Annotated in this window: 12 protein-coding genes; 9 read left to right on the top strand and 3 right to left on the bottom strand. The window is 29.7% G+C overall.

The window, feature by feature from the left end; all coding sequences use genetic code 11:
- Nucleotides 1-10: 10 nt before the first annotated feature.
- From pstB to treR, 6 genes are all read left to right on the top strand, one after another.
- A complete protein-coding gene (gene pstB, locus JWYL7_RS08910) occupies nucleotides 11-763 on the top strand; it encodes a phosphate ABC transporter ATP-binding protein PstB (RefSeq protein WP_066071977.1) in 753 nt (250 codons plus the stop codon).
- Nucleotides 764-778: 15 nt separating this feature from the next.
- Entirely contained in the window at nucleotides 779-1429 is a 651-nt protein-coding gene (gene phoU, locus JWYL7_RS08905; RefSeq protein ID WP_083528376.1) for a phosphate signaling complex protein PhoU, read from the top strand.
- Nucleotides 1430-1777: 348 nt separating this feature from the next.
- On the top strand, nucleotides 1778-3286 hold the full coding sequence (locus tag JWYL7_RS08900) for an IS1182 family transposase (protein WP_066071974.1): 1509 nt from the start codon (nucleotides 1778-1780) through the stop codon (nucleotides 3284-3286).
- 98 nt (nucleotides 3287-3384) lie between these two features.
- Nucleotides 3385-4818 carry a PTS system trehalose-specific EIIBC component gene (gene treP / locus JWYL7_RS08895; RefSeq protein WP_066071972.1) on the top strand — a complete coding sequence of 478 codons (1434 nt, stop codon included), beginning with the start codon at nucleotides 3385-3387 and terminating at the stop codon, nucleotides 4816-4818.
- Nucleotides 4819-4879: 61 nt separating this feature from the next.
- Nucleotides 4880-6544: an alpha,alpha-phosphotrehalase gene (gene treC, locus JWYL7_RS08890; RefSeq protein WP_066071969.1), complete on the top strand. Its 1665-nt coding sequence runs from the start codon at nucleotides 4880-4882 to the stop codon at nucleotides 6542-6544.
- Between the two features lie 34 nt (nucleotides 6545-6578).
- Nucleotides 6579-7307 carry a trehalose operon repressor gene (gene treR / locus JWYL7_RS08885; RefSeq protein WP_066071966.1) on the top strand — a complete coding sequence of 243 codons (729 nt, stop codon included), beginning with the start codon at nucleotides 6579-6581 and terminating at the stop codon, nucleotides 7305-7307.
- Here treR and JWYL7_RS08880 read toward each other — a convergent pair.
- Together JWYL7_RS08880 and JWYL7_RS08875 are read right to left on the bottom strand one after the other, a co-directional pair.
- Entirely contained in the window at nucleotides 7297-8634 is a 1338-nt protein-coding gene (locus JWYL7_RS08880) for a PTS transporter subunit EIIC (RefSeq protein ID WP_331722139.1), read from the bottom strand. The genes treR and JWYL7_RS08880 overlap by 11 nt on opposite strands.
- Before the next feature lie 8 nt (nucleotides 8635-8642).
- Nucleotides 8643-9818 carry a family 4 glycosyl hydrolase gene (locus tag JWYL7_RS08875; protein ID WP_083528374.1) on the bottom strand — a complete coding sequence of 392 codons (1176 nt, stop codon included), beginning with the start codon at nucleotides 9816-9818 and terminating at the stop codon, nucleotides 8643-8645.
- 176 nt (nucleotides 9819-9994) lie between these two features.
- Between JWYL7_RS08875 and JWYL7_RS08870 the strand changes: the two genes are divergently transcribed.
- The 3 genes from JWYL7_RS08870 to JWYL7_RS08860 are packed head-to-tail and all read left to right on the top strand — an operon-like array spanning nucleotide 9995 to nucleotide 12716.
- A complete protein-coding gene (locus JWYL7_RS08870; RefSeq protein ID WP_066071960.1) occupies nucleotides 9995-10987 on the top strand; it encodes an ABC transporter substrate-binding protein in 993 nt (330 codons plus the stop codon).
- A gap of 14 nt (nucleotides 10988-11001) precedes the next feature.
- Entirely contained in the window at nucleotides 11002-11967 is a 966-nt protein-coding gene (locus JWYL7_RS08865) for a FecCD family ABC transporter permease (RefSeq protein ID WP_072280219.1), read from the top strand.
- Complete coding sequence (locus JWYL7_RS08860) at nucleotides 11964-12716, top strand: ABC transporter ATP-binding protein (RefSeq protein ID WP_066071957.1); 753 nt, start codon at nucleotides 11964-11966, stop codon at nucleotides 12714-12716. Before JWYL7_RS08865 ends, JWYL7_RS08860 begins: the two co-directional genes overlap by 4 nt.
- Before the next feature lie 12 nt (nucleotides 12717-12728).
- Here JWYL7_RS08860 and JWYL7_RS08855 read toward each other — a convergent pair whose 3' ends face one another.
- The gene (locus tag JWYL7_RS08855; protein WP_066071954.1) at nucleotides 12729-12968 is read right to left on the bottom strand and encodes a hypothetical protein; all 240 of its coding nucleotides are present in this window, start codon (nucleotides 12966-12968) and stop codon (nucleotides 12729-12731) included.
- Nucleotides 12969-13102 lie beyond the last annotated feature (134 nt).

The raw sequence follows: 13102 nt of genomic DNA, 5'->3' as shown, positions 1-13102 counted from the left end.
GAGGACACAAATGGAAAAGATTTCTGTAAAAAATTTAAATTTATATTACGGTGAGTTTCATGCACTTAAAGATATAACTTTAGATATAAAAGAAAGAAAGGTAACGGCTTTAATAGGACCTTCAGGATGTGGAAAGTCTACTTTTCTTAGAACTTTAAATAGAATGAATGACTTGATAGATTCAGTTAGAATAGAAGGCGAAATAAAACTTGACGGAAAAGATATATACGATAAAGATATAGATGTGGTTGCTTTAAGAAGTAGAATAGGTATGGTATTTCAAAAGCCAAATCCATTTCCAAAATCTATTTATGAAAATGTAGCATATGGTCCTAGACGCCATGGAATAAAAGATAAAAATAAATTAGATGATATAGTAGAAAAGAGTCTTAAAAAAGCTGCTCTATGGGATGAGGTAAAAGACAGATTAAATAAGTCTGCATTAGGTCTTTCAGGAGGTCAACAACAAAGACTTTGTATAGCAAGAGCTCTTGCTATGGAACCAGAAGTACTATTAATGGATGAGCCAACATCTGCGCTTGACCCGATAGCAACTGCTAAGATAGAAGAACTTGTTACTGAACTTAAAAATGATTATACAATAGTAATTGTTACACACTCAATGCAACAGGCTGCAAGAATATCAGATGAAACTGCATTTTTCTTAATGGGAGAACTAATAGAAATGGACAACACTCAAAAGATTTTTACAGCCCCAAGAGATCAGCGTACAGAAGATTATGTAACAGGAAGATTTGGTTAAAAAGGGGTGAATGTAGTGAGGACGCAATTTGTTAATGAAATGAAAAATCTAAACGAAAAACTTATCACTATGGGAAAAATGGTTGAAGATATAATTGAATTTTCAGTAAAAGCTTTAGCACGCCAAGATTTAGATGCTGCTAAAAAAGTATATGAAATGGATGATAAAATAGATGAAATAGAGCTTGATATAGAAAATCAATGTATGAGACTTATAGCTCTTCAACAGCCAATGGCAAAAGATTTAAGAGTAATTGGAACTATAATGAAAATAATTACAGATTTAGAACGAATGGGAGATCACGCAGTAAATATTGCTAAAGTGACATTACAAATAGGGGATGAACCACTTATAAAACCGTTGGTAGATATACCTAATATGGCAAGCTTATCTCAAAGTATGGTTAGAAAATGCCTTCAAGCTTTTACCAATGAAGATGTAAGACTAGCAAGAGAAGTTGCTTGCGATGATGAGGCTGTTGATGAAATATATGAAGATATATATACTGAATTATTAGAAATGATGATCAAAGATCAAAAAATTATAAACCAAGCTACTAGATTATTGTTTATAGCTAGATACTTAGAGCGTATTGCAGATCATGCAACTAATATAGGAGAAAGAATAATTTATATGGTAACAGGAGAAAGAGTAGAGATAAATTAAGAACTTAGATAATTATCTAAGTTCCAGACTGTTGACAAATTCAACTCAGGAAAGCTTTTTTGAAAATTTTTCAAAAAGCTTTCTTTATTTTTATGCTAAAATATAAATTAAGGCTAAAGCGTCCTCTAATGGAATGAGCGGCCTTTAAATTTCACCTTGAGATTTCTATAATCTCCATACATCCTGAATTCTAGAAACTTTGAAACTCGCAAGCTCAAACATTCAAAGTTTCTATAGCCTTCAGGATGTATGTCGATAAGAAATCTTTCAAGGTTCATTAAATCAGGCCTATCCATTCCATTTAGAGTCCGCTCTCTAAAAATACACATTTATATTGGAGTGATTTTTATGTTGCGAAAGCAAGATATGACAAATAGAGATCAACTTGTTTTTTTCTCTATTGATGAGCTTGTTCCTAAAGATCATCTACTAAGAAAAATTGATGCAGTCATGAATTTTGACTTTATATATGAACTTGTTAGTGAAATGTATTCTGAAGATAAAGGAAGACCTAGCATAGATCCTGTTGTACTTATCAAACTAGTTTTTATTCAATATCTGTTTGGTATTGGATCTATGAGAAAGACAATAAGAGAAGTAAATATGAACATCGCTTACAGATGGTTCTTAGGATATGGAATAAAAGATGAGATACCTCATTTTTCAACATTTAGTAAAAATTATGCTAGAAGATTTAAAAATTCGAATGTATTTGAAGAGATATTTGCTAAAATACTCAGCGAAGCTGTTGAAGCTGGATTTGTAGATCCGAAAGAAGTTTTTATAGATTCAACTCACATAAAGGCAAGTGCTAATAAGAAAAAAACTTATAAAGAAGAAGTTGTTAAAGAAGCAAAAATATATAGACAGCTTCTTGATGAAGAGATCGAAAAATCAAGAGCTATCCATGGTCAAAAACCTTTTAAAAAAAAACAAAACCAAGAAACAAAGTTAATTACAAAAAGTATAGTAGATCCTGATTGTGGTATGTTTCATAAAGGAGAGAAAGAAAGAGTTTTAGCTTATTCTGTTCATGCGGCATGTGATAAAAAAGGATTCGTATTATCGAGTATAGTTAGTGCAGCTAATGTACATGATAGTGTAGTATTTAAAGAACTATATGAAAATGTGAAATCAAAATTTACAGAAATATCTGCTGTCGCAGTAGATTCAGGATATAAAACACCATATATATGTAAAATTTTGCTAGATGATAATGTTACTCCAGTTATGCCGTATAAACGACCTATGACTAAAAAAGGCTTTTTTAAAAAGCATGATTTTGTTTATGACGAATACTATGACTGTTATATATGTCCAAAGGAAGAGATTTTAACCTATTCAACTACGAATAGGGAAGGTTACAAAGAATATGTATCAAATCCGCAAGTTTGTTTAAAATGTGAGTTTTTACATAAATGCACTTGTAGTAAAAATAATAAAAAGGTAGTATGTAGGCATGTTTGGGAAGAATACCTAGAAGAAGCAGAGCATTTAAGACATACTACTTACAATAAAAGTATATATGCACTCAGATCACAGACTATCGAAAGAGTGTTTGCTGATTTAAAAGAAAAGCATGGACTGCGTTATACAACCCTTAGAGGAATAGATAAAGTGCGAATGCAGACCCTGCTTGCTTTCGCATGTCTAAATTTAAAAAAGCTGGCAAATTGGAAGTGGAAAAACTCCAAAAACCAGCTCATTTTTTCAATTTTTCTTAGCATAAAATATGTTTTTTCCAAATTAAGGGATAAATCATATGCAAGATTAAAAATTTGCCCTTTCGGGCAGATTGTTTTGTCTACAAACTGGAACTTAGATAATTATCTAAGTTCTTTTTTTGTTGTTGACTAACCTGTACGAACAAGTTATAATATAAATAAACATGTACGTACAGATGATGAAAACGAGAAAAGGTTTTCAAAGATAAAAAATATAAAGGAGGTCAGACTATGGCTAAGTTTTCTAATGAAGTAAAGCAGCTATTAGAATATGTTGGTGGCAAAGAAAATATAGCTGCAGTATCTCATTGTATGACTCGTATGAGATTTGTTCTTAATGACACAAGCAAGGCAGACGTAAAGAAAATAGAAGAAATGAAGATAGTAAAGGGAAGCTTTACTCAATCAGGTCAGTTTCAAATAATAATAGGAAATGAAGTATCTACATTCTATAATGAATTTGTATCTTATGCAGGTATAGAAGGAGTAAGTAAAGATGTAGCAAAAAAGGTTGCAACTAAGAACTTAAATCCTCTTCAAAGGTTAATTGCACATTTAGGAGAAATATTTGCACCACTTATTCCAGCGATAGTAGTTGGAGGTTTAATATTAGGTTTTCGTAATGTAATAGGAGATATAAAGTTATTAGAAGAAGGAACAAAGACATTAACAGAAACTTCACAGTTTTGGGCTGGGGTTCATCACTTTTTATGGTTAATAGGAGAAGCTATATTCTTCTTCCTTCCAGTTGGAATAACATGGTCTATATCTAAAAAGATGGGAACTACACAAATATTAGGAATTATACTTGGTATTACTTTAGTTTCTCCTCAGCTGTTAAATGCTTATGCAGTAGCAGGAGGGGCAGAAGCACCAGTTTGGGATTTTGGATTTGCTCAGATCAAAATGATTGGTTATCAAGCACAAGTTATCCCTGCAATGCTAGCTGGATTTGTTTTAGCAAATTTAGAATTAAAACTTAGAGATAAGGTTCCTTCATATATATCAATGATAGTTGTACCGTTTTTATCTTTAGTTCCAACTGTTTTATTAGCTCACGTAGTGTTAGGACCTTTGGGATGGAAAATAGGATCTTTTATTTCTGATATAGTATATACAGGACTTACTTCATCTTTTGGTTGGTTATTTGCAGCAATATTTGGTTTTGGTTATGCTCCACTTGTTATAACAGGTCTTCATCATATGACAAATGCTATAGACCTTCAATTAATGGGTGAGTTTGGTGGAACTAATCTTTGGCCAATGATAGCTTTATCAAACATAGCTCAAGGATCAGCTGTTTTAGGAATGATATATATTAATAGAAAGAATGAAGAAGAAAAACAAGTATCTATACCAGCTGCAATATCTTGTTATCTTGGAGTAACAGAACCAGCAATGTTTGGTATTAACTTAAAATATGTTTATCCATTCCTTGCAGCAATGATAGGATCTTCAGTAGCAGCTGTAATTTCAGTAGGTTCTGGAGTTATGGCCAACTCAATAGGAGTTGGAGGTCTTCCTGGAATATTATCTATTCAGCCACAACATATGCTAATGTTTGCAGTTGCAATGTTAGTAGCAATAGTAGTTCCATTTGTGCTTACTTTAGCATTTTCTAAAAAAAAATTAGCATCTAAAGAAGAAAATAAAGCTTTATCATAAAAAGGAGATTTTTATCTCCTTTCTTTTCTGTTTTGACATCTTAGTAAAAGGAGTAGATATTATGAAAGATTTTAGAAAAAGTGTAGTATATCAGATATATCCAAAGTCATTTAAAGATTCTAATAAAGATGGAATAGGAGATTTAAAAGGAGTAACACAAAAGCTTGATTATCTAAAAAACTTAGGAGTTGACTATATATGGCTTACTCCATTTTATATTTCACCTCAAAGAGATAATGGATATGATGTTGCAGATTACTACAACATAGACCCAAGATTCGGAACTATGGAAGATTTTGAAGAAATGGTTAAAAAGGCAAATGAACTTGGCATAGATATAATGCTTGATATGGTATTTAACCACACATCAACAGAACATGAATGGTTTAAAAAGGCGCTAAGTGGAGATGAAAAATATAAAAACTATTATATATTCAAAAAACCTAAAGATGGTAAAGAACCAACTAATTGGATATCGAAATTTGGAGGATCAGCTTGGGAGTATGTAAAAGAGTTTGATGAATATTATCTTCACTTATTTGATAAAACCCAGGCAGATCTAAACTGGAAAAATGAAGATGTAAGAAATGAAGTTTACGATATTGTGAACTTTTGGATAAAAAAGGGAGTAAAAGGATTTAGATTAGATGTTATAAATCTAATATCAAAACCGGATGAGTTTATAGATGATAATGAAGGAGACGGAAGAAGATTTTATACTGATGGACCATATATCCATGAGTATCTAAAAGAACTAAATAAGAATACTTTTGGAAAATATGAGGATATAATTACAGTTGGAGAAATGTCTTCAACAACAATAGATAATTGTATAAAATATTCAAATCCAGATGAAAAAGAATTATCTATGGTTTTTAATTTCCATCACTTAAAAGTTGATTATAAAGATGGAGATAAATGGACTTTGATGGACTTTGACTTTAAGAAATTAAAAGAAATCTTTAATACGTGGCAAACTCAAATGCAAAAAGGAAATGGTTGGAGTGCAGTATTTTGGTGTAATCACGATCAACCAAGAATAGTTTCAAGGTTTGGAGATGATAAAAAGTACCATAAAGAATCCGCAAAAATGCTTGGAACTTGTATTCATATGTTAAGGGGAACCCCTTATATTTACCAAGGTGAAGAATTTGGAATGACAAATGCCTATTTTGATGAAATAGATAAGTATAAAGATGTAGAATCTATAAATTATTACGATATATTAAAAGAAAATAATATACCAGAAGAAGAAATAATAAAGATACTTCAGGCAAAATCTAGAGATAACTCAAGAACGCCTATGCAGTGGGATAGTTCATCAAATGCAGGATTCACAGAAAAAGAGCCTTGGATATCAGTATGTAAAAACTATAAAGAAATAAATGCAGAAAATGCTCTTAAAGATACTGATTCTATATTCTATCACTATAAAAGATTAATACAACTTAGAAAAGAATATGATGTTGTAGCTTATGGAGATTTTAAAATGATACTTGAAGATCATGAAGATATTTTTGCGTATATAAGAGAATATAACAATGAAAAGTTACTAGTTATAAATAATTTCTATGGTAAAGAAACAAAATTTAATCTTCCTTTAGATTTAGATTTTAGTGATTACAAAGTTTCAATTTTAATATCCAACTATAAAGATTCAAAGTTAGATTTTACAAAAATGACATTAAGACCTTTTGAATCTATTGTATATCATCTTGAAAAATAAAATATGAGTTGCTAAAATATTCTCAGGTGATAATATGAACGCAAAATATCTGAACATTTATAATGAAATAGTAAGTCAAATTCAAAGTGGACAGCTTAAAAAAGATACTAAACTTCTTTCAGAAAATGACTATATGAGACTGTATGATGTATCTAGAGATACAATAAGAAAAGCTTTAAATCTCCTAGAACAAGAAGGATATATTCAAAAAATAAAAGGAAAGGGATCTTTTGTATTAGATATAAACAAGTTTGATTTTCCTGTAAGCGGAATAGTAACTTTTAAAGAGCTAGCCAAAATGATGAATGAAAAATCAAGGACGATTCTTGTAAGTTTAGACCTTGATTTAGCAGATTCATTTACTATGAAAAAGTTAAACATATCTAGTGAAGATAAGGTATGGAAAGTAGTAAGAGTAAGAGAAATAGGTAAAAACAAAGTTATATTAGATAAAGACTATATAAGTGAAAAGTTTGTTCCTAATCTTACTAAAGAAATATGTGAAGATTCTATATACGAATATATAGAAAATAGTTTAGGTCTAAAGATAAGCTTTGCTAAAAAAGAGATAACTGTAGAAAAGGCAACTAAAGAAGACAAAAAAAATTTAGATTTAAAAGAATATGACATGGTAGTTGTAGTTAAAAGTTACACATACTTAGATGATGCAAGTTTATTTCAATATAGTGAATCAAGACATAGACCAGACAAATTTAAATTTGTTGATTTTGCAAGAAGAAAAACACTCTATCCTAATGGATAGAGTGTTTTTGACTATTCATTAAATTTTCTATTTCTCCTCGAACTTGGGAAACTCTAAGACCAACTATAACTTGAAGATTATCTTTGGCTCTTACCACTCCTGAAGCACCTATTTCTTTAAATTTATTATCGTCAGCAACAAGAGAAGTATCTTTTACTTTAACTCTTAATCTAGTAGCACAGTTAGTTATACTTTCTATATTTGAGCTTCCACCTAATGCATCTAGGTATTCTCTAGCTAAATCTTTATCTATAGATTGTTTATTTTGTTTATAGTCTTTCTTAGTTGTAAGCTTAATTTCATTATCTCCTCTACCAGGTGTAGGATAGTCAAACTTTAATATTAAAGTTTTAAATAAGATTACATAAATTGCTGTAAAAGATAATCCTATAATAATTTGCATAATATATGTTCCGAAATGATTAGCTCCTAATGGAAGCCAGTTTTGGAATATAAAATCAATAAGACCTGTTTGGAAGTTTCCTGAAAGCCCAAATAAAAATGCTATTGAAGCCATAGTAGCTGATAAAACAGCGTGAAGAGCAAATAATAACGGAGCTACGAATAAAAATGTAAATTCAATTGGCTCTGTAATTCCAGTTAAAACAGCAGTTGCAACAGCTGGAACTATTAATCCTAAAACTTTTTTTCTGTTTTCTTCTTTAGCAGTCATATAAATTGCAATCCCAGCACCTGTAGCTCCAAAAACTTTCCCCATACCTGTTAGCATTAATCCGCCTTGAGGGAATAAAACAGATAACTTTTCAGTTGATGCTGCAAATTCAGGTAAGTTTTGTATCCAATAATTTATAGTACCACCATCTACAGCAACTGGTCCATAAAAAACAGGTCCATATATAAAGTGATGTAACCCAGTAGGGATAAGTATTCTTTCTAAAAATGTAAAGAACCAAACTCCTAAAACTCCTGAATTAACCATAAACACTTGCATACTGTAAATTCCACTTTGAATAATAGGCCATACAATAACAGTTATAATAGCGGCTACAATTGTTATTGGGAATAAAATAATAACAACTAAAGGAGTACCTCTAAAAATTTGAAGCATATTAGGAAGTTCTTTATCGTAATACTTGTTGTGAATCCATACAGCTAAAGAAGCACAAAGTATAGCACCAACAAGATTTGTATCAAGAGTTAAAACTCCCCCTATTTCAGTAAGTCCAAGAACTCCAGATTCATATACATCCACTCCAAATCTGCTACCAAAATGCTGTAAAATTCCACCTATAAAATAATTAAAGGTATAATATGTTATAAAACTAGTCAAACAAGCTCTACCAGATTCTTTTCTAGCAAGAGTAATAGGAATTCCTAATACAAAAATAGTTGGTTTTCTAAAAGACCTTTATAGAAAGTAGGTATTTTTCCTATAGCAAAAGGTTTAGGTCCATTTTTAGTAATCATAGCAGGAACTTCAACCATTGCATCATCAGGTAAATTAGAAATAATTCCGTTATTTTCAGTTATTACTATATAAATATCACAATTATTATAGGCAAGAGATGCTGCAACTTTAATCATATATCTTCCGTGTATATCAACTTCTAAGTGAGCGTTTTGGGTAGATTGATCAGCTATTATTTGATTACATAAGTTTTTAACCCTTTTTTCTCTACCATCGATTACCTGATTTGCTCTTGTATAATTTATATCTTCTTTTTTTACCATGTCTTGAGGATATAAATAGTATTGTAAATAAGTATTAGGAAGATATTCAGGAAAATCTTTTAACATTATTTGTACTTGTTTAAAAGTTTTTATCCAAGAAGGATCGTTTACAATTTCAGAATCCTCAGGAACAAATCCTTTGTTTAAAATACTATTTTTTATATCATCTGTAAGATCATTACCTTCTTTATCATATATTTTTGTAAACCATCCAAAATGATTTAACCCGAAATATTCTGGAACTAAGTCCCAAATTTCTTTTCCTAATATAGATGCATAACTTACCATGATTGCTGCAGGCATATCACAAATATTTAGGATCTTCTTATCATTTGGGAAAACTCTTCTTAGAGCCTCAGCAACTATTGCAGCAGGATTAGTATAATTTAAAATCCATGCATCAGGAGAATATTTACGTATATCATTTACAAGTTCTATCATATCAGATATTGATCTCATTCCGTAAGCCATACCTCCAGGGCCACAAGTTTCTTGCCCAACAACTCCATATTTTAGAGGTATTTTTTCATCTTTTTCTCTCATTGAAAGGCCACCTGTTCTAATTTGAACAAATACAAAATCTGCATCCTCAAAAGCTTCTTTTTTATCAGTAGTATATTTGAACTGCTTAAGCTCAGGATATTTCTCTTTAAGTATAACTTCGGTAGCTTTAGAAACCTTTTCCTGACGGTCATGATCAATGTCATAAAAAGTAAGACATTCTAGTGGAAAATTATCTTTTTCGGCTATTAAACTCATAACCATTCCTAGGGTATAGGTACTACCAGCTCCAGCTATTACTAGTTTTTGTCTTTTCATATTTATCCTCCTTTAATCATAAAAATTAAATCAATATGTATTATATTTGTATTAATATTTATATTACAAATTTAATACATTTATGAAACAATGTCAACAAAAATAAGTATATATATTGAAAAAAGTGCAAATATTGATTATTCTTTTTTAGAAAAATAATTTTAAGGGGTGAAGGTATGAAAAAAATATTGATATTATTTATTACAATTAGTATGGTGGTATTTTCAGGGTGTCAAAATGAAAGTGTAGTTAATGAAAAAGATGAACCAATAAGGGTAGTAGATTTTAGAGGAAAAGAAATAGTTTTAGAAAAAGAAGCCAAAACAATTGCAGCTATGCTAGATAGTGCTCTTACTACATTACATATGTTAGGAATTAAAGATGAAGTTGTGGCAGTTGATAAATGGACTTATGATAGTCCTGGATTTGAATATACAAAAAAGATAGATGAAAGATTTGAAAAAGGACAGGTAGAAGCTGTTACATCAAATATAGAAAAAATAGTATCTTTAAAGCCTGATATAGTAATAATATGGGCAGAGCATGAAGATATAAAGGCATTAGAAAATGCAGGACTTAAAGTTTATGGAGTACAAATAAATTCATTTGATCAAACTTTTAAAATGGTAGAAGATTTAGGAAAGATTACAGGAAAAAATGAAAGAGCAAGAGAAATTATAGAATATACAAAATCTGAGATAAAAAAGATAGAAGATATAGTTAAAACTATAAATGAAGAAGATAAACAAAGGGCGTTATTTATATGGGGACCTACATTTTTAGATATAGCAGGAGGAGACAGTACAGGAAATGATATTATAGTTTCAGCAGGAGGAATAAATGTTGCAAAAGATATAAACTTAGAGCACCCAATAGCAAACATTGAACAATTAATATCGTGGAATCCAGATGCCATTATAATGTGGTATTCAAAAGCTTTAAGTGAAGATGATGTAATAAATTCAAATCAATTAAAATCAATTGAAGCAATAAATACAAATAGAGTATATATGCTTCCAAACTTTTTTTACTGTGACCTTTGGACTGTAAAGTATCAATATTCAGTTAAAGCAGTTGCAAAATGGCTATATCCAGAACTATTTAAAGATATAGATCTTGAACAAGAAAAACAAATAATGTTAGAAAAACTATATAACTTTAAGTTTTAGGCGGATGATATAAATTGAAGTTAAAATATATACTTATAATTTTATCTCCTATTCCAATAATGGCAGCATCATTAATGGTAGGGCCTTATTCTTTATCTTTTAAAGATATACTATTATTATTTCAAGGCAAATTATTAGATAATCAGGCACATATAATTTTATTTCAAGTTAGGCTGCCAAGAATCTTATTAGCTTTTTTATCAGGTATGGCTTTTTCAGCGTCAGGAGCAGCATTTCAAGCTATATTTCACAATCCTTTAGTAGATTCGTATATTCTTGGATTAGGCTCAGGAGCAGCATTTGGTGCAGCTTTAGCCATTACATACTTAAATATACCAGCACAGATAGGGGCATTTATATTTGCACTTTTAGCAGTTGTATTAGCTTACTTTGTTTCTAATAAAGGAAGCTTAGTATCACTTATATTATCTGGAATGATGATTTCTTCAGTTTTTACAGCAATGTTGTCTATAATTCAAATATTTGCAGATCCATTGAAAGTTCAAAGTATAGTATACTGGATGATGGGAAGTCTGCATACAGCTAATTGGGAAAAAATATATTCTTCTTTGCCATTTATGATAATAGGAGTTTTTATTTTAATAAATAAAAGGTGGAAGCTAAATATTTTATCACTAGGAGATAGAGAAAGTAAAAGTCTTGGGCTTGATTATAAAAAAGAAAAAATAATAGTAATAATAGCAGCTACAATGCTTGCATCTTCAGCAGTATCTGTAAGTGGAATTATAGGACTTGTAGGACTTATGATTCCTCATATTATTCGAATGATAATAGGGCCAGATAATAGATTAGTTATTCCCTTAGCTATATCATTTGGAGGTGCCTTTTTAGTTTTAGTGGATACTATATCTAGAAACATAGCTTCATATGAAATACCAATAGGAATATTTACTACAATATTAGGGGCACCATTTTTTATATATCTTTTAAGAAAAACTAAACTAGGTGGATGGCAATGATAACTTTTGAAAATGTAAGTTTATCTTATGGGAAAAAAGAAATACTAAATAATTTAAATTTTTCTATAACAAAAGGGAAAATTACATCTATATTAGGTCCAAACGGGTGTGGTAAAACAACTTTACTTTCATCTTTTCAAGGAAATGTAGATATTAAGGGAAAGATATATATAAATGGGATAGATATAAAAAAATATAAATTTAAAGATCTAGCAAAAATAATTTCATTTGTTCCTCAAACATACCCAATATCGTTTCCGTATTTAGTAAAGGATATGATACTTAGTGGTAGAACAGCACATATAAAAAATATACCAACTCGAAAAGATGAAGATATAGCAAAACAATATATCAATATGCTAAACCTTTCTGATATAGAAAATGTACCATATACACAAATAAGTGGAGGCCAAAGGCAATTAGTATTTATAGCAAGAGCATTGTGCCAAGAAACAGATATAATAATACTTGATGAACCTACTTCATATCTAGACATAAAAAATCAAATCCTAGTTATGAGTATAATAAAAAAATTACAAAAAAAACTAAATAAAACTTTTATAATGACATTACATGATCCAAATTTAGCATTATCTTATAGTGATGAAGCTTTAATGTTTCAAGAACAAACAATAATCAAAGGAATATCAAAAGAAATAATAAATCCGTTAAACATAAAAAAATCATATGGTATAAATGCTCAAAAAATAGAAATAGACAAGATTACATTTTTATATTATAAGCCATAGAAAAACTATGGCTTATAATATTTTTCTTAACTTGTCATGACTAAATTCTTTTATCAACTTATTTTTATGCTCATCTACATAAAGCAATCTAATATTATCATCTTTAATTTTTAAAACTCTACCCTTTATTTTACTTCCTATAACATTTACAGGTGAATTTAAGCTTAGTTTTTTAATATTTGATGAACTACAGTATGTACACTTTTCAAAGTCACTAAAAATTCTTTTACATTCAATGCAATAATAAAACATACTAAACCCTCCATTTCATTTTTTATAACACATAGGAAATTATATACTTTAATAAATTGTAAAAAAGTTATAATTTCCGTAATGTGTTTAAACAAAGACTTTGTTTATAAATATATATTCCATAAAAATAGTTA

Origin of the sequence: Alkalithermobacter thermoalcaliphilus JW-YL-7 = DSM 7308, from assembly GCA_001584565.1 — a bacterium.
Classification (GTDB): Bacteria; Bacillota; Clostridia; order Peptostreptococcales; family Peptostreptococcaceae; genus Alkalithermobacter; species Alkalithermobacter thermoalcaliphilus.
The sequence above is the reverse complement of the archived record's forward strand: the minus strand, read 5'-3'. Positions and strand labels throughout refer to the sequence as shown.